The following is a 20,032-nucleotide window of genomic DNA, read 5'->3' as shown; positions in this document are numbered from 1 at the left end:
ATATTTCCGACTCGCCTCGGCAAAGAGTCACTGCGAACGATTCGATCAATGGATACGCCGAAGACTTCGAATGTGTCTGTGGAAGCAATGGAAACGGGTACGCACCCGGATCCGCGAGCTTCGAGCACTTGGCGTACCAAAATGGGCGAGTCTGATCATGGCGAATTCAAGGCGTGGTGCATGGGAAATGTCCCGAAACACAAACAACGCCCTTCCGACTTCCTATTGGGAAGTGAAAGGGCTGAAGAGTATGCTTTCTCGTTATTTGGAGCTTTGTTAACCTTTTGGAACCGCCGTATGCGGACCCGCATGTACGGTGGTGTGAGAGGACGGAGGCTAGCCGCCTCCTCCTACTCGATTAAATGTGTTTGGGGGCAAGGAGTATCCCTCAGGGATACTCTTTGGTGGAATTAGGCGGTTTTGGCTGAAAGAGTGACCCTGGGGGCTACTCTTTAGCGGAATTAGCTGGTTTTGGCTGAAAGAGTGACCCTCAGGGACACTCTTTAGCGGAATTAGGCGGTGTAACCGATTCCCTGCGGCTGAGAGAACGCATACGTGCTCTCAGCGACCAAACCACGCCGAAAGTCGGCTAAGAGCACAAATAGGTGCTCTCAGCACGGCATGCAACCAAACTAGCCGAATTCCTATGGCTGAGAGAGTGCATACGTGCTCTCAACTACCCAAACTCGCTAAAAGTTAGCTGAGAGCACAAATAGGTGCTCTCAGCACGCCCTTCAACCAAACTAACCATTTCGCTGTCGCAGCGGGAACGCATACGCGCTCTCAACAACCCGAACCGCCCGCCGGCTCACGCGGACCCGCCAGCAAGCCGCCCCCAAGCCGCCCCCAAGCCGCCAACAACCCGCCACTGCAGCCTAACCCGCCACCTCCAAAAAGCCGCCTGCTCCGCACAAAGCACGCGGCTTTTTCACACTTCTAACTAATAGGTATTGATAATATATATTAAATATATTATATTAGTATCAGAAGCCAATGAAACCGCTTGCAACCATCTACAACATGACGTCAACTTACAATTTCTTGCTCTTCACTAAGCCAACAGCGGGGCGGCCGACTTTCATTCTCTCTGATAAACCCTGCATATACACTGCCTGAATTCACTTGTATCAACAAGGACAAAGTTCCTACCTCAACCGTGCTTTATCTAGGTCAAAAATCCTTTAAAACAATTTTTCCCAAAGGTATTGAATATATATATTAAATATATTATATTATTATAAGATTAATGAAACCGCTTGCAGGTTGGCGAAACAGCTGCTCGCACGCATGCATTGTCGATGCCCTTGCTTTTCGCGAAACTTGTCTGTCGGTTTTTTGATCGAATACACTTCGTGTGGCGATACCCTGTAGAAGGTGGGAGGAGAAATGATTGCGAAAGAAGCAAGAGTCGAAGTCATACCCGGAACATTGCCGTTAAAGAAGAACAAGACCTGGTCTAAAATTTGGAGTTTCAGGGCCATCTACTTATTTATGCTCCCCGCTTTTATCTGGTATCTCGTGTTCAGCTACTATCCGATGTACGGTATTTTGATTGCGTTCAAAGATTTCAAATACAACCTCGGGATTCTGCACAGTCCTTGGGAGGGCCTTCGGTATTTCAAGCAATTTCTAGGCGACTCCAGTTTCTACTCAGTACTTTACAATACCCTGTCCATCAGCTTCCTGAAACTGTTATTCGGATTTCCGGCACCGCTCATTCTGGCGTTAATGCTCAATGGCGTCATGCACGGGAAATTCAAGCGAATTTTCCAGACGATTTCTTATCTGCCTCACTTTGTATCCTGGGTCGTCGTCGTGACTCTGATGCAGAAGATTCTTTCTCCTAACGTGGGACTTATTAATGACATCCGGGATCATATGGGGCTGGACCCGATCTTCTTTATGGGTAAGCCGGAGTTATTTTACCCGCTCGTCATTATTTCGGATATTTGGAAAGGCGTTGGTTGGGGCTCGATCATCTATCTGGCCGCACTGACGAATATCGATCCACACTTGTACGAAGCTGCGGAAATGGATGGAGCGGGCAGATGGAGCAAGCTGTTCAAGATTACGCTCCCATCACTGACACCTACGATTGGCATCCTTCTCATCTTCTCTCTCAGCGGCGTGCTCAATGCAGGCTTTGACCAAATCTGGCTCATGCAGACCCCTGCAACGCTCAACGTATCGGAAATATTGGACACTTACGTACTGAAAACAGGTATCCAGCAGGGGCAATTCGCCTATTCCACAGCTATCGGCCTGTTCAAATCAGTCATCTCTCTGCTCCTCATCGTGCTTGTTAACAAGGTTTCCAAGAAGGTAAGCGACGTATCGCTATGGTAATCGGGCGACATTCATTATTTGAACTTAAGGAGGTGCAGGTATGGGCGTGAGAAAACTGTCGGTAGCCGATAAGTTATATTCCTCCGTGAACTATGCGCTGCTGCTCATATTCTGCCTGACGGCACTCTATCCCTTTATCTATTTTCTAGCGCTATCATTCAATGACGGCTACGATGCCATGAAGGGCAGCATTTACTTCTTCCCGAGGGTCGCTACCCTGGAGAATTACAGCAAGGCCTTCAACAATCCTCATATTTTGCAATCATTTTGGATCTCTGTTAGCCGAACGTTGGTCGTTACGATTGGCTCCACGCTGCTAACCGCTTTGCTCGCTTACGGGCTTTCCCGGAAAGGCTTGCCGGGCAGAAGATATATCGTCTTCTTCTTCTTCTTCACCACGCTGTTCAGCGGGGGACTTATTCCGACCTTCATTCTGTACCGGGAGATTCATATCCTGAACACGTACTGGGTGCTTGTCCTGCCGTCGCTTTATAGCTTCTTCAATGCCATTATCATGAAGACGTTCTTCGACGGGATCCCGATCGGCCTGTCGGAGTCGGCCCGAATCGACGGAGCGAGCGAGCTTTCGGTATTTTGGAGAATTATTCTCCCGCTCTCGATGCCGGTTATGGCAACCATTGCACTGTTCGTCGGCGTAGGCGTCTGGAACGACTGGTTTACCGGTCAGTTCTTTATCCAGAACGAGAATCTCCAACCGGCTGCCACATTCCTGAACAAAATGATCAGTGAAGCGTCGTTCCAATCCATGACAGGTTCAAGCAGCGGTTCGGCCATTAAGAACATGAACCAGAACGAGATGGCGCTGCGCGGCGTAACGCCTGAGGCGCTTCGGATGACGTTCGTTATCATCATTACGACCCCTATTATTCTGGTGTATCCGTTCCTTCAGAAGTATTTTGTCAAAGGCGTATTGGTTGGTTCGCTTAAGGAGTAGTCGAGTATAAGAGGCACAGCCTTTTATATAAAAAATTTGCTAAAGAAAGGGGCTTGTCAAATGCGTAAGACCAGATTGAAAAGTTCTCTTAGCTTGACGCTTGCTATCCCATTGCTTGCGATGTCCTTGTCAGCATGCGGAGGGAATGGAGGAAACAACGAGACGAGCAATTCGGGCACAAATGCGAACTCGGGATCCACAAACTCCACAAACTCCACGAATGCGAACTCGGGGACAAATGAGTCGACTGCACCTAAAGAAGTGACATTATCCTTCCTGAGCGCTTGGAACGGCGGCGGAGCAGGCTTCCCGCAGGATCAGGAAAACAATCCCGTGGCTAAAGCAGTAAGAGAAAAAACGGGCGTAACGTTGAAGCTGGAATCGATCACAACAAGCGAAGTGGAGAAACTGAACACGATCTTTGCTTCGGACACGGTTCCGGATATCGTAAACGCGCCGTACTGGTCGACGACAGGCGGAGAAGGACAAGTCATCAAGAAAGCGGCTATGGAAGGCCAGCTTCTCGATTTAACCCCTTATCTTGATAAATATCCGAACGTGAAGAAATTGATGACGCAAGGTGTTGCGAAAGACTTTGCCGAATTCGATCTGAACAGCCCTGATCTTGAAGGCAAGCAATATGTCATTCCGATGCAAACACCGGACGGCACGCCTGAGAGTATTCATAACTGGAACTACGGTCTCTATGCTCGCGGCGATATCTTGAAGGCGCTAGGCGTGAATGCAGCAGATATCGATACAGAAGATAAGCTGCTCGACCTGCTGACGAAGATTAAGGGCGGCAATTTCAAAGATATTAGCGGCAAGCCAGTTATTCCTTCTGGTACGATGCACAACGGCTGGGACTACAGCCAATTCTTGTCCGGCTGGTCCGATTACAACATCTCGGACTTCCGCCAAGAAGACGGCAAGCTTATCCACTGGACACAATCCAAGGATCAGGAAGCTCGTTTGCTGTACATGAGAAAGCTGATCACGAATGGCCTGTTTGACCCAGAGGCATTCAGCAATACCGATACAACTGCGAACGAGAAGCTCGCTACAGGTAAGCTGGCTGTATTCGGCGCGCAAAGCATGATCGGTGAATTGCAAAAAACGTTGTACAAAACAAATCCAGAAATGCAATATGAGCTTCTTGGACCAATGAAGAACAAGAGCGGTAACATTGTAACTCAAGTCGAGAAGCCAGGTCGTTCCGGTTTCCCTGTTATCTTCTTGAGCGCGAAGATTAAAGACCCGGATGCAGCACTGCGTCTGATCGATTACTTGAACAGTGACGAAGGCCGTCTGCTCGCTTACTGGGGTATCGCAGGCAAGGATTACAACCTCGTTGATGGCAAGCCTACATGGGTTGCAGATGTGAAGAAGCAGTTCGACGACAATCCGGACGTGAAGCGTGACGAAGGTCTTAATTACCTCTCCGGCAGCTTCATGGGCGCGTTCTCCTCTGAAGTCACATGGCCGATTCCAGATGACCAGAAGACACAGTGGGAGAAGCTGGAAGCAAGCTACTCGAAGAGACTGCCGATCCAAATTATCGACAAGGTCAGCGCGACCTATCTCGAGAGAGATTGGCCGAAATACCAAGATTTCCGCGACAAAACAGCTAGCTTGAACTTCGACGAAGAGTTCCGCAAAGCTTGCTACGCGAAATCGGACGACGAAGCGCTGAAGATTCTGCACAGCATTCAAGACAAGTTCAAAGCTGCCGGCGTAGAAGACATGGCTGCGTACGTAGGCGAGAAAGCTGCTGCACGTGACGACATTGGCTGGTAATACTCGGACTTATTGATAATTGCGAAACGAATAGACCGGGCCGCTCGGATGAGTGGCTTGGTCTATTTTTGTGTTTGTGCCACATTGGGAGGTGCATGAGACTAGCAGGTGGAACCTTGTTATAGGAGAATAGAGGCTGTCTGTAGTCGGATGGCAGGGAGGCAATCGCGCATGCGGAAGAATTGCAAACTGATCTTGGTTGAGGGCTTGTGCGGTACGGGAAAATCTACGTTGGCGGAACGGTTGAACGGGTATCTGCAGAAGCAAGGGGAGGCATCCCGATTCTATGACGAGGGAGCGGCAGGGCATCCGGTCAGCTTGAATTGGCACTCTTACTTCCGAGAAGGGGAGTATGTGGAGCTTCTGGAGCGGCATCCGAGTGCGGCCGATGAGATTCGTTCGCGGGTGATTCGGGATGGCAGCGACTATCTGATTCCTTATCGGGAGGTTGAAGCGTTCGTGGAGCGGGAGGGGCTGAGCGCCGAGCTGAAGTCTCGCGAGTTATGCTGGACGAACTCTCCCGTCGCTACACTGTCGGAGTTCTCTCATCTAATCCAGCGGCAATGGGGACGTTTCGCAGAGCGCGCCGATACGACGGGTGAAGTCTATGTACTGGAAGCAGTGTTCCTTCAGCATCAGATTCATGATCTGATCAAGCATTATCAAGCGGACGATGCACAGATTGAGCAGCATATCCACGGAATCGCGAGCAGCATCGCTGCCTTGAATCCGATCCTCATTTACCTATCGCAGCCGAGTGTGCGGGAGCAGCAGACTTGGATTTCTACCGTTCGTTCCAAGTCTCATTTTGCCGCGGAACAGAGCATTCGGTTTATGGAGAACCGCAAGCGCATCGAGTTGAGATTGCTAGAAATGCTGCCTTTCCGGGCCTATACGATCGAGAATGAAGGTCGAGATTGGGATGAGGCTTTTCGGAGAATGGTCGAGGCGGTCATAGCCACCGCATAAAAGGCTTATTCACGATCTTCACCTGATGCTGAGCTGCCCACTTTGCTAGGTCGGCGCTGCCTTGGTCCTCGTCTCCTGCAAATCTGAAACACATCGCAGTCGGCACAATGCGTTTGCCGCGAGGCTTAATGCCGATGAGGGGGCTGAAGTAGCCTGTTTGGTGGATAGAACGAATCTCCTCTGCCTCAATAATCACTCCGTTAATACGAAGCTGGTTGTTGGATAGTGTTAGTACAGCCGCTCTCTTGCTGGCTCTGTAACAAGCCGCTATCAAGAAGGACATACAAAGAAGACACAGAATGGCTGAAATGGAAATCGACAGCAGCTGCCTGTGCCTATTCACCAGGTGCACCACTTGAATCAACCAAATTGAACTAGACACCGTCATCGCGGCGATGAGCCGGAATCTGGAAGGATTTTTAATGGCGTGTGTAATTGATTCCATAAAGTTCAGCCTCCTCTACGAGGTAACTTTAACATATTTAACCATAGTATTCTTCGGTTTTTGTTTGAAGGAGACAACTTTCGGAGTCGCAATGAACAATTTTCACTAACGAGCAGCAGGATTCGTCCGATAAAATAAAGCCATCTTCCATACAAGGAGTGTTCAGCACGATGTTGCAAGCTACAATCCAGTCCAGCTTCCCGGCTGCAGCTATCGAGGCGTCGGACTGTTATCAGGTTCGAATCGATGGTCAGCCTGTTTTTGTATATGAGTGCCAAGGGGCAGGCTATGCCGTGTTGTCCGGTTCAGGCACAATCACGATTGAGATCGAAACGAAAGATTGCTTTCTGGAAGCAGTTGTACGCCCATTGCGACACGGCATTACGCCTACGCAAGGAGCGGAAGCCGGCAAGGTGCTTCGCTTCGAGATCGAAGCGCCTGCGAAGCTGTCCGTTGAATTTGACGGCGACATTAGGACGCCGCTGTTCATTTGGATTAATCCGCCGGAGACGGAGGTGCGTCCAGACCCTGCCGATCCTACCGTCCGCTATTACAAAGGCGGCGAGGTGCATCATGCAGGCGAAATTCGTTTGCAGGATGGCGAGACGCTCTACATCGAGGAAGGCGCAGTCGTTCATGGCCGAGTGACGGCGGATGGAGCATCCCATATTGCCGTTCGCGGCAGAGGGATTCTTGACGGCTCGTTATGGCGAGAGAATGAAGGGGCGAAGAAGTATGCCATGATGCTGCCGGCACGCTGCAATGGTGTCACCATCGAAGGAATTACAGTCGTCGATGGACCGACATGGCATCTTGTGCCGACGGCGTGCTCGAACGTAAGGATCGAGAACGTGAACGTGCTTACTTTTGCAGGGACGGGCGATGGGATCGATATTGTTGGCTGTGAGGATGTGACTGTGGAGAACGTGTTCGTCCGCTCCAAGGATGACTGCATCGCGATCAAGGCGGTCGATTACTTCCATAAAGCGGGCTGCCGCGATGTGAAGCGTGTGCGGGTGAGCCGTTCGGTGTTCTTCAACGCGGAGTGGGGCAATGCGCTCGAGATCGGCTATGAGACTCGCGCCGAGACGATCTCGGACATCGAGTTCAGCGACTGCGATATCATCCACTGCCAGTTCGAGGGCTATGAATCCGGCGGGACATTTACGATTCACAATGGTGACCGTGCGGTCGTGCAGAACGTGCTGTACAGCAACATCCGCGTCGAAGCTTCCGAGGAGAAGCTGGTCGATATCAAAATCCAATTTTCCCAGTATTCCCGCGATACCGAGCGTGGACAGGTTCGCAACATCCGCTTCCGGGACATCGCTATTACCGGCGGGCTGCTTCCCGTATCCATCATCCGCGGCTATGACGGTGCGCATATGATTGACGGTGTCACATTCTCCGGGATCAGTTACTTGGGCGAGCCGCTGACCAGTACTAATGCAGCTAAAATGGTCGTCGAGCTCAGCAAGAATGTGAGGTTCGAGCAGTAGAGTTAGGGTGGCAGGTTGGTTCGGGGTAGGCGTTGTGACCAGGTACTAGGAGAAGATGGTACTTATGCGTTTGCGAGGTCAGTCTTACAATAAAGTCATAACGAAGCAGCCGCGAGAGGCTGCAAGGAGGACTTTAGAGATGATGACTGAATCGAATAAAATGCATTTTTACCGCCGACGCAACACACCGACGTATACGTTCATGGCTTGGGCAGCTTTTGTGCTCGCATGCGGCTTCGAATTTGTAGGGATCTACTCACTCAAGGAACCGCTGTCCGTTCAAGGCTACTATGCGGTATCGGCGATCCTGCTCATCGTAACTTCGTTCCTGCTGCAGAAGGTAGCGCGCGACAACGATGAGGATAACTTCCTGCTAGCTTACAACGCGGGCTACCGCCGCAGAAACACGTCCGCCTTCACATTCCTGTCATGGGCGGGGTTCGTGCTCGCGATCCTGGCCGAGTACATCGGCGTGTTCAATCTGGAAGAGCCGCTGTCGGTCAAAGGCTACTACGCGATTGGCGGCGCATTCCTGATCGTGTCCTGTCTCGTGCTGCAGAAAACGATCCGCGATAACGAGGAAGATAAGATGTTCGACGAAAGTGAACAGCATACGGAGTAGGTCGACGTAAGCACGCATTTCAACAAAGTAGAAGCCTCTCTTTCCTGTTTGAAGGGAAGAGAGGCTTTTTATTCCGATTTCATGCTGCAGCAGGCTATAGATGATTGATTTTCGATCATTGAAATTAACATACCGTCATATCCCTGCATCACTTTTCTTCGGATAATTTAGTTGCTCCACAAATTCCCGAAGGGTGCGTGATCATGTGATGTTGAAGAGCAAGAGAAAAGGGATGAGCTGGCTGGCGCTGGCAGCCGTCGTAGTATCGCTTCTTGGAAGTTTATTTTACCCGCTGCAGCCTACGTCCGCTGCGGCGCTTACGTGGAGGATGGGGTATTATCCCGGGTATGAGTACACGAATATGCCGATGTCTGCAACCGATTTCAACGGACTGACGCATCTGGCTCACTTCGCTCTGGAACCGCAATCGGACGGGACTGTGACGCAGCCATGGTTTACTCCGGCGCAAATTTCGGATGTCGTTAGCACCGCTCATAGCAAAGGCGTTAAAGTGTTAATCGTTGTCGGAGGCGCGAACTCGGGCACTGCGTTCAATGGGGCGATTCAGAGTGCCAACCGAACAGCCTTTGTTAACAATTTGTACAATTTCATGACCACAAACGGTTATGATGGCATCGACCTTGATGCTGAGCCAATTACGGATAGTGCGTCTTATCAGGCATTTGTCACTGAACTGCGGACCAAGATCGGTTCCGCAAAGCTGCTGACAGCCGCAATCGGGTCTGGCGACGGAAACATCCTTGCTCCAGTCGCGAACAAGTTCGACCAAATCAATGTCATGACTTATGATATGAGCGGCGCATGGCCGCAGTGGGTGACATGGTTTAATTCGCCGCTATACAACGGAGGCTACACATTCCCTTCGACAGGCGGCGCCGTCCCTAGCTTGAGCGACAGTATGAACGCGCTCGTCAATGCAGGCATATCGAAGTCGAAGCTCGGCATTGGTATTTCTTTCGGCTCCCACATTTGGAGTGGCGGAGCGGGCACAGACACGGGGGGCGTAAGCAAGCCGAAACAGTCTTGGACTACCGCGCCGTCGGACCAATACGATATACCGTATAAAACAATTATGGGAACTTATTACAGCGCAGCAAATGACCACTGGGACAGTACGTCCATGGTGCCGTGGCTTGGCTTCGACAACAGCGGCTCGGCGAACGATATGTTTATCTCTTATGAGAATGCGGAGAGCATCAGGCAGAAGGTAATCTATGCGCAGAATAATGGCTTCGGCGGGGCGATCATTTGGGAGATCGCGCATGATTACATGCCGAGCAGTGCGGATCAGCACCCGCTCATGACAGGCTTACGCGACGGACTGACTGCCGGCAGCGGAGGCATTGGTACCAACCTGTTGTCGAATCCGGGCTTTGAGTCGGGTACGACCGGCTGGACCGATTGGGGAAATTCGTCAGTCGTTGCTAGCAATGCGCACAGTGGCGCATCCTCCCTTCGTTCCGGAACAGCGGCAGGCGGCAAAGGGCAAACGATCAGTACCGGCGTTACGGCAGGCGCCTCTTATACGCTAAGCGGCTGGGGCAAGCTTAGCGCTTCGGGCGGCTCGAATTACGGCTCGCTGAGCTATACGTGCTATAACGCTTCAGGCATGCAGCTTGCAAGCGGGAATGTTGCGTTTACGACTACATCCTATACGCAGAAGAGTGTTACGTTTACGGCTCCTGCAAATACCGCAACCATCCAAGTCGGTGTATGGGCCGGCGGTAGCTCCTACTATTTCTATCAGGACGATATCAGCTTTGTAAAAAACTAGCTGCGACTCCTTAGACCGGAGGCCGTAGGATCAGGGGGGGGCGCATCTCCGCATGCGCGCTCCTCTCCTCGTTTGGCAGGAGCTGTCTAGCGCTTTCATTGACATGGTTTTATAATGAAAAGCATGAGAATACGCCATTAAATGACAAAAGACGCCAATTACAAAAGGAGGGAGCGGCCTGCATCTCATTACGAAAGCGCTTCTCTTCATCGTGCTCCTAATGTCTCCGATTATGATTCTGTATACGTACTCTAATAAAGAGAGCGTAGATGTCATTCGCGAGCAGATTGATTTCGCAAACGAAAGCAGGCTGTCCAATTATTTGAATCAGCTCGAAAGCACGGTGGACCAATTGGCTTATTTCGCCGCAATCGTTATGAACGATTCGGACGTGCTTGCTTTTGCAGAGAGCTATCCGAAGAACGGTTTTGACCGGTATGCGACGCAGCGGAACATTCTGGATAAGTTGACGATGTTCAGCAGCTCGTTCTCAAATAAGTGGAATAACCGAGTTACTGTCTTCTTTCCGCGGTCACAGGCCGTCGTATCGACCTATTCTCCTTATTTCTATCATAGCGAAGAGCTTCAAGAGAAAGCGCGCCGGGGCGCGAGGAACTGGTATTTCGACAGCGTGCAGGAGGGGAGCGTTACGAAGAGCATTTTCTCCCGCCTATTCTTGAAGTCAGCGTATTCTGCTGAAAATGTTTTGGAAAGCCCTTATGTAATTGAAATTGATTTGTACGCCGATAATATCGTCTCGTTATTGGATCAATTCAAGAATAAAGGAATTAATGACCCGTTCTTTTACCAATCGCCGATAAATCGGATTTTAAACTCTTCGTCCGACACAACGCTTTCGGATGTTATTGCAACGCGATTATCCCAGCAGGGGGAAGCCTCGGATCCCTTCGTCGTCGATTACGAAGGCCGTCAGTTTCAGGTGTATACAAAGCATTCGGATGAGATGGGCTGGACGCTTGTGGACTATGTGCCGATGAAGGATATTTTGAAGCCTGTTACGAAGAGCACCCAGCTGTTTTATTCCATTGTATCCCTGCTTATTCTGGTTGCGCTGTCAGCAGCTGGCTTGTTGTACTTCCATATCCAAGTGCCGGTCAGGCAGCTTATTCGCGGTGTTCAATACTTCAAGAACGGGCAGTATTCAGCGCGATTGCGCGAGAAGACGAATAATGATTTCCAGCTGTTGTTTTCGCGCTTCAATCAGATGACCGCTGAAATTCAACAGTTGATTGAGCAAGTACATGCGGAAGAAATCCGTTCCCGCGAAGCGGTTATGAAGCAGCTTCAGTCTCAAATTAACCCCCACTTTCTATATAATTGCTTTGCGTTTATTATCAGCATGGCAAAGATGAAGCGTTACGAAACCATCGTCGCAATCGGGCATAATTTAGCGGACTACTACAAGTACTCGACGCATAATGAAATTCTCGTATCCAGTCTGCAAGAGGAACTGGCTTTCGTCCACAATTATCTGGATATTATGAATATGCAGTTGGATAAGTTTAGTTATGAAATCGAGATCAACTCCGAAATGGAGGGGATGAGAATCCCGAAACTGCTAATTCAGCCAATCGTCGAAAATGCCATCGTTCATGGGTTGGAGCCAAAGCTGGAACGAGGGATGATTCGCATTAGAGGGACTGTGTTGCAGGAGGTTTGCTCCATTACAGTAGAAGACGACGGCGCCGGATTTGCTGGTCATGAAGCTGGCATTATCCAGCAGATGCCTGGTCGTGAATACGCCGATTCAGGCGGGACAGGCATGAAGAATGTTGCGCAGCGGCTGAATTACTTCTTCGGTGAAGGCTCAGGGCTGGACATCGGTCAATCGGAGCTAGGCGGCGCTTATGTCAAATTATACTGGAGCATACATGAACATCATTAGGAGGGTTGTCCGTGTTCTCGCTACTCATCGTTGACGATCACCGGCATATTGTGGATAGCATGGCTGAGACCATCTCCTGGGAGCAGCTCGGCATCGAACGCGTCTACAGAGCATATTCGGGGATTGAAGCCATGGAAGTGCTGAAGGGCAATTCCATCGACATTATGATTACTGATATTCGAATGCCAGGCAAGTCTGGTCTTGAGCTGATTGAAGAGAGCAAGCTCATTCGTCCAGAATTACAGAGCATCTTGCTGACCGGTCACGCACAATTTGAATATGCGAGAAGAGCGCTCGAGCTTCGGGCGGTGGAGTATTTAATCAAGCCTGTCCGTGATGAGGAACTGCTGCGCTGTATCGGTCAGTTGACTTCCGATCTAAGGGATATACAGTCCAAGCGCCGGCAATCTTCGTCGAATTGGCTGCGAAATGTGGATTTATTGAAATCGGCCTTGCTCTCTGAGCTGCTAGAAGGCTACTTTCCACGTAGGCAGACGTTGGATGAGCGGCTGACGATGTACGGATTGGCGTTTCCGCACGGCTGCTTGTTTCGCCTGATTCTGCTGGAGTATGAAGAATATCAAACCTCCCGGTCTTCGAAGACGGATAAGGAGCTGCTAGAGTACTCGCTGTTTAATATTCTGACGGAGACGGCGTCGCCTGAATTTAATTTTTGGTACGGAAAGAATAAAACCGGTCAGTTGGTCGCTGTTCTGGCTTGGGACGAGGAACAGGTTGAGCGACAATCCCGGTTGCTTCAAGAAATGCTGCAGAAATATAGTGATAATGTCAAAAGGTATATGAAAGGTGATATTTCCATTTATGTTGCCGGTCTTGGCCGATTTCCTGAGGAGCTGCCGCTCGTACACCAGTTCAGCTTGAAGGCTGTTCGAATGATGACGGTAACAGGCAATCGTTATTTCTGCATCGAAGAAGAGCTTCCGGAGGCGGTGAAACGAGAATCGCTCAAATGGCTATACGCTACACCGGCACTGCCCCAGCTCTTTGATCTGGGAAGCTGGGAAGGCGTGCAAATTCGAATTGAAGCCATAATGGAAGAATTGGAGCGGAAATATCCTTATTCGCAGACGCATTTCGCCGAAGTGTATGTGAGCCTGCTTGGATGCTTTATGCATATTGCCCATAAGAACGGCATTCTGCTCGAGGATTTAATTGATAACGCGGATCCGATTGCGATATCTACTCGCTTTCGCAAGGCGGGCGAGGTTCGAGAATGGGCTATAACATTGATTACCCTGATTAAGGAAAATATGCACTCGGTGGAGCAGCCCGTCACGCATAACCGGATTATCGAGAACGCGGAACGCTATATACGCGAGCATTTGGCGGAGAATGTCACCTTGCAGGCGATAGCAGATCAGGTGTATCTTCATCCTGTCTATCTTTCCAAAATCTATAAAGCAGCGACAGGAAGGAATATTAGTGACTATATCTACGAGCAGCGAATGGAGAGAGCATGCGTCTTGCTGAACGATTCGCGTCTAAGAATAAACGACATTACGCTGATGGTCGGCTATCAGAGCACTCAGCATTTCATTCGTGAATTTAAGAAGAAGTTTGGTGTCACGCCGAACGTGTACCGCAGCCGTTCCTAAAGGAAGGCTGCTATTTTTTTGATAAGCGGATAGAGCGCGACCAAACAGCTTAATAACCGATCATCGTTATTAATTATCCGACATATCATGCGGGAATGCCGTCTTTTATAATGAGAAACAGCAAGACCAGATACTTGGGATTAGGGGGATGAAGCATGCGAAAGAGCTTTAAAACGCTGGCGCTGCTAGTGGTTGCCTGTGTCACATTCGGGCTTATGTCCGGCTGCGGCGGAAACGGAAGCAATGATGGAGCAGTCGCCAACAAAAGCATCAATGAGGGCGATGAGGTTCAGAAGAGCGAGACGGCCAAGGATGACAGGGGAGGTCAAACGGTACCGGGGGTGTTCAAGAAATATGATCCGCCGGTGGAAATTTCAATCTCGACTGCGATCAAGCAGGAGGATTTCCGCAACGGTGATACGCTAGAGAACAATCCGCTTACTCGCTGGATGTTGGACAACATGGGCGTCAAGCTGTCGTATAAGTGGGTGCTGGCGGATCAGAATGATGCCTTCAATACAAAGGTGCGTCTCGCGCTGGCAAGCGGCGATGAGCTGCCGGACGTCATGTATATCAACGATCTTGTTGTGATGGATGAGCTGATCAAATCCGGCAAAATCGAGTCGGTCGATGAGGCTTACGAGAAGTATGCCTCGGAGAGGACGAAGCAGACCTTCGACAAGAACGCTGTCGTATGGAATCAGGTTACTTCCGATGGCAAGCGATGGGGACTGCCGACGATTGCTGATCCGGTTGTTGGCGATGTCGTCATGTGGGTTCGCCAAGATTGGCTGGATGCTGTAGGCATGAAGGCTCCTACGAACGTTGCGGAACTTGATGCGGTGCTGGCCGCCTTCAAGAAGAAATTCCCGGACAAGACGCCGCTAGCGGTGGCCGGCAAGTCACTATTGACTTGGTGGATGGGCGATACTCAGTTCATGTTCGGCACCTCGCAGCCGATGACTTGGAACGAGGATAGCTCGGGCAAGCTGCAATACGGCTCGATCCAGCCAGGCATCAAGGGCGCTCTAACGAAGCTGAACGACTTCTATAACAAAGGGTATATGGGCAAGGAATTCGGTACGAATGATGAGATGCAGGCATCGTCATTGTTCACTTCCGGCAATGCGGGAATTATTTTCGGCGCGGGCTGGATGGGCGGCTGGCCGCTCAATGAAACGGCGAAAAATGTCCCTGGTGCAGTTGTTAAGGCATACCCGCTTCCTTCGGGTGCGGACGGTACGGTCGGTCGGCATGGTTCCAAGCTCTCGTATGGAAGCTATGTATTCCGTAAAGGCTTCGATCATTTCGACGCTATTTTCTATTATTGGGATACGACGCTTGGGCGGGCACTGGAAGATCCGAATAGTCCGTTCGCGGCAGGCATGGCTGAAGGTTACGACTACGTCATGAAAGATGGCAAACCGGATTGGAAAGACATTCCGAACGGCGCTTCCGCAGCTATTCAGCAATTTGCGCTGCTGGACCCGGGTGCAGCACCGGGTATGATTGAAGGACCGGCAATCTACGAGCGTGTCGCAAGCGGCAAGAAGGACAATATTTATGAGCAGAAGCTGGCTGAGAATACGGAACCGCTTGTCATCGAGGGGAATATGGCAGCATACTCGCAGCCTGGCATTGACCGTACCGATCTGTTCAACGGCGCTTCTACCAAAACGATGACCGACAAGTGGTCGCTTCTTTTCAAATCGGAAACGGAAACATTCCTTAAAATTATTTACGGAAAAGCAAGCCCCGGCGAATTCGACACTTTTGTAGAGAAATGGAAGGAAAACGGCGGAGAGCAGATTACGAAGGAAGTCAACGACTGGTATCAATCCACCAAGCGTGGCTAGCTGTAATAAGAGGTGGGCTGGCTGTCCACCTCTTATTGTGGGAGAAGAGGCCGCAGTGCGGCATTAATGAGGTGAATACATGGAGCCGATACGAGCGAAATGGAATTGGAAAACGAACTGGCCGCTGCATTTCATGCTGTTGCCATCTGTCATTCTATTGTTTATTTATAGCTATATTCCGATGTTCGGCATTATTATTGCTTTTGAAAACTACAAGTCTTACAGCGGCTTTGTTCATTCGGAGTGGGTAGGGCTGGATCAGTTCAGGCTGCTGTTTAATGACAGCCGAGTTACAGAAATAATCGGAAACACACTTTTCATCTCATTAGGAAAAATGGTGCTGGGCTGGATAGTTCCGCTCGCATTCGCACTATTGCTTAATGAGGTCAGACATATGGCTATAAAGCGAATCATACAATCTTTCGTCTATTTGCCTTATTTTATCTCCTGGGTCATTCTTGGCGCTATATTGACGGATATGTTGTCTCCCTCGGGGATCATTAATCAAGGGTTGAAGGCGCTGCATATCGCTCCTGTTTTCTTCCTTGGCGATAACGATTGGTTCCGAATAACCTTGATCGGCAGTGATGTATGGAAGGAATTCGGCTTTGGCACGATCATTTATCTTGCCGCGCTTGCTGGCGTCAATCCAGCGCTTTATGAAGCTGCCGAGATAGATGGTGCGAGCAGGTGGAGACAGACCTGGGCAGTTACTGTACCGTCGATTTTGCCGGTAAGCGTCATTATCGCGACGCTGTCGCTGGGCAACATTCTGAATGGGGGCTTCGATCAGGTATATAATCTGATTAATCCTCTTGTCTCCGCGAAAGGAGAAATAATTGATACCTACGTATTCGATATGGGCTTGCGGCAAGGCGCCTTCAGTTTCTCAACGGCAGTCGGACTATTCAAATCCGTTGTTTCCGTAATCCTAATTACGATCACCTATCGCATGGCTGCAAAATTCGCCAATTACCGCATATTCTAAGGAAGGTGAGCGCAAGGATGTATCATAAAACTTCGGGTTATAAATTGTTTTACGCGATAAATTTGACGATTCTCAGTATAGGAGCTATAGTGTGCCTCCTGCCGCTTATTCATATTTTTGCCGTATCCGTAAGCTCCAATGCGGCTTCGACCGGTAATCTGGTCAAGTTTTGGCCGATAGGCTTTAATCTGGATGCCTACAGGCGGACGCTCGATAGCCCTGATTTTGCCCAAGCGCTCTGGATTAGCGTGAGCAGGACCGCTCTCGGGACAGCGCTCAGCATGTTTCTATGCTTCCTGGCTGCCTATCCGATGTCCAAGGTGAACAGCCAGTTTCGCGGACGAACGGCCTATTCCTGGTATTTTATTATAACGATTCTGTTCAATGGAGGACTTATTCCTACCTATTTAGTCGTAAATGCGACTGGAATTCGGGATACGATTTGGGCGCTTGTCATGCCAGGCGTAGTCGTCGTGTTTAACGTTGTGCTGATGATGAACTTTTTCCGCGGTATCCCGAAGGAGCTAGAAGAAGCAGCGCAGATTGACGGAGCGAATCATTGGCGAGTGCTGTTCACCGTCTTTCTTCCGGTTTCTCTTCCATCTATTGCCACGCTTTCGTTGTTCACTGTCGTCTCACACTGGAACTCCTGGTTTGACGGGCTCATATATATGAGTAATGACAAGCAGCCATTAGCCACCATGATTCAAATTCTGGTACAGAAGCAGGACTACACGCGTATCGAAATGAATGTAAGCGAAATTGCAAAAATTTCGGCGCGAACGCTGCGGGCGACGCAAATATTTATCGGCATGCTGCCGGTACTCGTGGTGTACCCGTTTCTGCAGAAATACTTCGTAAAGGGCATGACATTGGGCTCGGTCAAGGAGTGAGCGCAGACATAAGCTAGACTAGGATCAGCCGGTTTAGGCGCCTAGTGATGAAAGCAGGCAAGACCTCGGTTCGGAGGCTAGCCTGCTTTTTTGCGTCATTGCCCATACTTCGCCCGATACTTCATCGGCGTCTCGCCGGTTAGCTTGCTGAAGCTCTTCGTAAAATGGCTCTGGTCAAAGAAGTTCAGCCGCGCGCATATATCCGACAGGGACAGCTTGGAGAAGGTGAGCAGGTTCTTCGCTTCCTCGACTTTCTCGCTCAGGATGAAGCAGCTGATCGTCATGCCTGTCTCCTTCTTGAACAGGCGGGACAAGTAGCTCGGATGCAAATCGACAAGCTCAGCCAGCGTATCGAGCGGAATATCCTCGTAGAGATGCTCGTAAATATAGTTCTGACATAAGACAATCACCCTCGCCAAAATGTTCGAGGCTATGATGGAGTTTATCGATCGTGTCCAGAAGGTGCGGGAGCAGTCTTATTCGTGCGGTGCTGTTCATCGGCTTGCCGGACCGTTACGAGTCCGAAGGCTATGACCGTTCGCACCTCGCGATTCCAGCGAACCAGCAGCGTATCGTGGCGGAGCTTGCGAAGGTTCAGCCGAACCTTGTCGTCGTTCTGAGCAACGGTGCTCCGGTCGAAATGCCTTGGCTGCCGCATGCCAAAGCCGTTCTCGAAGGCTATCTCGGCGGTCAAGCGCTTGGCGGCGCGTTCGCGGACCTGCTGTTCGGCGATGTCAACCCGAGCGGCAAGCTGGCGGAGACGTTCCCGCAGAAGCTGAGCCACAATCCGTCGCATCTGAACATCCCGGGTCATGATGATCGCGTGGAGTATAAGGAAGGCGTGTTCGTCGGCTACCGCTACTACGACATGAAAGAGATTGAGCCGCTGTTCCCGTTCAGGTACGGGCTTAGCTATACGCAGTTTGAGTATTCGGACTTGGCAGTGAGCCGGAAGAGTTTGAAGGATACGGAGACAGTAGAGGTCCGTGTAACGGTGCGCAATACCGGTGCAGCCCACGGCAAAGAAATCGTTCAGCTGTATGTACGCGACGTGGAGAGTAACGTGGCTCGTCCGCAGCAGGAGCTGTAGGGCTTCGCGAAGGTAGAGCTTGCGCCTGGCGAGAGCCAGAACGTGTCGATGACGCTGGATAAGCGTTCATTTGCCTACTATCATGTAGCGCTTGGGACTGGCATGTGGAGAGCGGCGAGTTCGAAATCCGCGTCGGCAAGTCTTCCCGTACGGCACGAAGATCCGGCTTCGCGAGAAGATTGGCTACGGCTTCGGCGAATTGGCGAGTAACCTCGTATTCACGGCGATGACGACGTTCTTGACTTACTTCTATACCGATGTTGCAGGCGTTGCGGCGGCTACGGTAGGTACGATCCTGCTCATTTCGCGTATCCTGGACGGTGTGATCGATATCGGCATGGGCGTTGCCATGGACAAGACCAAGTCGAAGCGCGGCAAGGCGCGTCTGTGGCTGCTGTGGATGGCGATTCCTTTTGCAATATCGGCGGTGCTGCTCTTTACGATGCCGGACCTCGGGACGACGGGCAAAATCATCTATATCTTCATCACCTACAATCTCGTGAACATCATCTATACGTCCATTAACATGCCGTGTGGCGCGCTCAATTCGCTGATTACGCAGAATCAATATGAGCGCTCGATATTGAATATTTTCCGGATGCTGATGGCGATGATCGGCGCGATCGTCGTATCTACGGTGACGACACCGATTGTCGAAGCGCTTGGTGACGGCCGCCAAGGCTGGCAGTACACGTTCATGATTTATGGCGCCATTGCGGCGGTGTTGTTCTTCATCACGTTCCGTTCGACGAAGGCTGTTCCGCAATAAGTATTGGGCGATCATGGTGCTTGTGATGATCGTCATGTTCGCAAGCCAAGGCCTCAGCGGCGTATCGATCTATTACGCGGAATATGTGCTTGGTGACAAGGACCTCGTCGGCACGCTGACGATGGTGTCGTTCCTGCCTTTGCTGGTCGGCATGGCGTTTCTCGGCTGGGTGCTCGCGCTCGGCGGCTACGTCGGCGACCAAGCGACGCAATCCGCGGAGGCGATTTCGTCGACCAAACTGCTGTTCATCTACATCCCTTTCGTGCTGGTGATTCTCCAGCTCGTACTGTTGATGTTCTACAAGCTGGATCGGGAGTATCCGGCGATTATGAAAGAGTTGAATGCAAGGGCTGAGAAGTAGGTAGATTGCGGGTGTAGTAGTTGTGAGCAATAGTTACAAATGAAATACCAAATAATGAGCCGGGTAGATCAATTCCTTGATCTGTCTGGCTTTTATTTATCCCTTTTTCACCGCACAAGTAACAA

General features: G+C 50.5%; 17 protein-coding genes and 2 pseudogenes. 17 read left to right on the top strand and 2 right to left on the bottom strand.

The window, feature by feature from the left end:
• The 5 genes from A8990_RS27400 to A8990_RS27380 form a co-directional block, all read left to right on the top strand.
• Positions 1-280, top strand: a 280-nt coding sequence (locus A8990_RS27400) for a group II intron maturase-specific domain-containing protein (protein ID WP_281272532.1), incomplete at its 5' end; no start/stop codon positions are given.
• A gap of 1,106 nt (positions 281-1,386) precedes the next feature.
• The gene (locus tag A8990_RS27395; RefSeq protein ID WP_116192211.1) at positions 1,387-2,346 is read left to right on the top strand and encodes an ABC transporter permease; all 960 of its coding nucleotides are present in this window, start codon (positions 1,387-1,389) and stop codon (positions 2,344-2,346) included.
• A gap of 40 nt (positions 2,347-2,386) precedes the next feature.
• On the top strand, positions 2,387-3,301 hold the full coding sequence (locus A8990_RS27390; RefSeq protein ID WP_116192210.1) for a carbohydrate ABC transporter permease: 915 nt from the start codon (positions 2,387-2,389) through the stop codon (positions 3,299-3,301).
• 60 nt (positions 3,302-3,361) lie between these two features.
• Complete coding sequence (locus tag A8990_RS27385) at positions 3,362-5,098, top strand: type 2 periplasmic-binding domain-containing protein (RefSeq protein WP_116192209.1); 1,737 nt, start codon at positions 3,362-3,364, stop codon at positions 5,096-5,098.
• A 171-nt stretch (positions 5,099-5,269) separates the two neighbouring features.
• Positions 5,270-6,067: a P-loop NTPase family protein gene (locus tag A8990_RS27380; protein ID WP_116192208.1), complete on the top strand. Its 798-nt coding sequence runs from the start codon at positions 5,270-5,272 to the stop codon at positions 6,065-6,067.
• Here A8990_RS27380 and A8990_RS27375 read toward each other — a convergent pair.
• Positions 6,051-6,512: a hypothetical protein gene (locus A8990_RS27375; protein ID WP_116192207.1), complete on the bottom strand. Its 462-nt coding sequence runs from the start codon at positions 6,510-6,512 to the stop codon at positions 6,051-6,053. The genes A8990_RS27380 and A8990_RS27375 overlap by 17 nt on opposite strands.
• Positions 6,513-6,682: 170 nt before the next feature.
• Between A8990_RS27375 and A8990_RS27370 the strand changes: the two genes are divergently transcribed.
• The 9 genes and pseudogenes from A8990_RS27370 to A8990_RS27335 all read left to right on the top strand — a co-directional run bounded on the left by A8990_RS27370 (position 6,683) and on the right by A8990_RS27335 (position 17,687).
• On the top strand, positions 6,683-8,011 hold the full coding sequence (locus A8990_RS27370; RefSeq protein ID WP_116192206.1) for a glycosyl hydrolase family 28 protein: 1,329 nt from the start codon (positions 6,683-6,685) through the stop codon (positions 8,009-8,011).
• Between the two features lie 55 nt (positions 8,012-8,066).
• Positions 8,067-8,351 (top strand): annotated as a pseudogene (locus A8990_RS32855) (YiaA/YiaB family inner membrane protein); the annotation flags it as partial.
• 30 nt (positions 8,352-8,381) lie between these two features.
• Positions 8,382-8,633 (top strand): YiaA/YiaB family inner membrane protein, encoded by a 252-nt coding sequence (locus tag A8990_RS32380; RefSeq protein ID WP_245996259.1) that lies wholly within the window; start codon positions 8,382-8,384, stop codon positions 8,631-8,633.
• A 208-nt stretch (positions 8,634-8,841) separates the two neighbouring features.
• Positions 8,842-10,428 carry a glycosyl hydrolase family 18 protein gene (locus A8990_RS27360; RefSeq protein WP_116192205.1) on the top strand — a complete coding sequence of 529 codons (1,587 nt, stop codon included), beginning with the start codon at positions 8,842-8,844 and terminating at the stop codon, positions 10,426-10,428.
• A gap of 220 nt (positions 10,429-10,648) precedes the next feature.
• Entirely contained in the window at positions 10,649-12,334 is a 1,686-nt protein-coding gene (locus A8990_RS27355; protein WP_116192204.1) for a sensor histidine kinase, read from the top strand.
• 11 nt (positions 12,335-12,345) lie between these two features.
• Positions 12,346-13,950: a response regulator gene (locus A8990_RS27350; RefSeq protein ID WP_116192203.1), complete on the top strand. Its 1,605-nt coding sequence runs from the start codon at positions 12,346-12,348 to the stop codon at positions 13,948-13,950.
• Positions 13,951-14,105: 155 nt separating this feature from the next.
• Positions 14,106-15,806: a type 2 periplasmic-binding domain-containing protein gene (locus A8990_RS27345; RefSeq protein ID WP_116192202.1), complete on the top strand. Its 1,701-nt coding sequence runs from the start codon at positions 14,106-14,108 to the stop codon at positions 15,804-15,806.
• A 79-nt stretch (positions 15,807-15,885) separates the two neighbouring features.
• Positions 15,886-16,794 carry an ABC transporter permease gene (locus A8990_RS27340; RefSeq protein WP_116192201.1) on the top strand — a complete coding sequence of 303 codons (909 nt, stop codon included), beginning with the start codon at positions 15,886-15,888 and terminating at the stop codon, positions 16,792-16,794.
• Between the two features lie 17 nt (positions 16,795-16,811).
• A complete protein-coding gene (locus A8990_RS27335) occupies positions 16,812-17,687 on the top strand; it encodes a carbohydrate ABC transporter permease (RefSeq protein ID WP_116192200.1) in 876 nt (291 codons plus the stop codon).
• A 95-nt stretch (positions 17,688-17,782) separates the two neighbouring features.
• On the opposite strand, the gene A8990_RS27330 is transcribed toward A8990_RS27335, so the two are convergent.
• Complete coding sequence (locus A8990_RS27330; protein WP_181909807.1) at positions 17,783-18,097, bottom strand: helix-turn-helix domain-containing protein; 315 nt, start codon at positions 18,095-18,097, stop codon at positions 17,783-17,785.
• Positions 18,098-18,171: 74 nt separating this feature from the next.
• Here A8990_RS27330 and A8990_RS27325 point away from each other — a divergent pair.
• The 3 genes and pseudogenes from A8990_RS27325 to A8990_RS32370 form a co-directional block, all read left to right on the top strand.
• A pseudogene (locus A8990_RS27325) lies at positions 18,172-18,926 on the top strand (glycoside hydrolase family 3 C-terminal domain-containing protein); the annotation flags it as partial.
• A 77-nt stretch (positions 18,927-19,003) separates the two neighbouring features.
• Positions 19,004-19,546, top strand: a complete 543-nt coding sequence (locus A8990_RS32375; RefSeq protein WP_245996258.1) for an MFS transporter — start codon at positions 19,004-19,006, stop codon at positions 19,544-19,546.
• Positions 19,547-19,571: 25 nt separating this feature from the next.
• Positions 19,572-19,907: an MFS transporter gene (locus A8990_RS32370; protein WP_245996256.1), complete on the top strand. Its 336-nt coding sequence runs from the start codon at positions 19,572-19,574 to the stop codon at positions 19,905-19,907.
• Positions 19,908-20,032: the final 125 nt, after the last annotated feature.

Source organism: Paenibacillus taihuensis (genome assembly GCF_003386535.1).
Classification (GTDB): domain Bacteria; phylum Bacillota; class Bacilli; order Paenibacillales; family Paenibacillaceae; genus Paenibacillus_Z; species Paenibacillus_Z taihuensis.
This window is presented reverse-complemented; position numbering and strand designations above follow the sequence as displayed.

Excerpts from the sequence above, each read along its gene's own strand:
- A8990_RS27375 (WP_116192207.1), bottom strand. The coding sequence starts at position 6,512 with ATGGAATCAATTACACACGCCATTAAAAATCCTTCCAGATTCCGGCTC.
- A8990_RS27345 (WP_116192202.1), top strand. The coding sequence starts at position 14,106 with ATGCGAAAGAGCTTTAAAACGCTGGCGCTGCTAGTGGTTGCCTGTGTC.
- A8990_RS32375 (WP_245996258.1), top strand. The coding sequence starts at position 19,004 with ATGACGACGTTCTTGACTTACTTCTATACCGATGTTGCAGGCGTTGCG.
- A8990_RS27385 (WP_116192209.1), top strand. The coding sequence starts at position 3,362 with ATGCGTAAGACCAGATTGAAAAGTTCTCTTAGCTTGACGCTTGCTATC.
- A8990_RS27380 (WP_116192208.1), top strand. The coding sequence starts at position 5,270 with ATGCGGAAGAATTGCAAACTGATCTTGGTTGAGGGCTTGTGCGGTACG.
- A8990_RS27335 (WP_116192200.1), top strand. The coding sequence starts at position 16,812 with ATGTATCATAAAACTTCGGGTTATAAATTGTTTTACGCGATAAATTTG.
- A8990_RS27390 (WP_116192210.1), top strand. The coding sequence starts at position 2,387 with ATGGGCGTGAGAAAACTGTCGGTAGCCGATAAGTTATATTCCTCCGTG.
- A8990_RS27395 (WP_116192211.1), top strand. The coding sequence starts at position 1,387 with ATGATTGCGAAAGAAGCAAGAGTCGAAGTCATACCCGGAACATTGCCG.
- A8990_RS27370 (WP_116192206.1), top strand. The coding sequence starts at position 6,683 with ATGTTGCAAGCTACAATCCAGTCCAGCTTCCCGGCTGCAGCTATCGAG.
- A8990_RS27340 (WP_116192201.1), top strand. The coding sequence starts at position 15,886 with ATGGAGCCGATACGAGCGAAATGGAATTGGAAAACGAACTGGCCGCTG.
- A8990_RS27355 (WP_116192204.1), top strand. The coding sequence starts at position 10,649 with ATGTCTCCGATTATGATTCTGTATACGTACTCTAATAAAGAGAGCGTA.
- A8990_RS27360 (WP_116192205.1), top strand. The coding sequence starts at position 8,842 with ATGTTGAAGAGCAAGAGAAAAGGGATGAGCTGGCTGGCGCTGGCAGCC.
- A8990_RS32370 (WP_245996256.1), top strand. The coding sequence starts at position 19,572 with ATGATCGTCATGTTCGCAAGCCAAGGCCTCAGCGGCGTATCGATCTAT.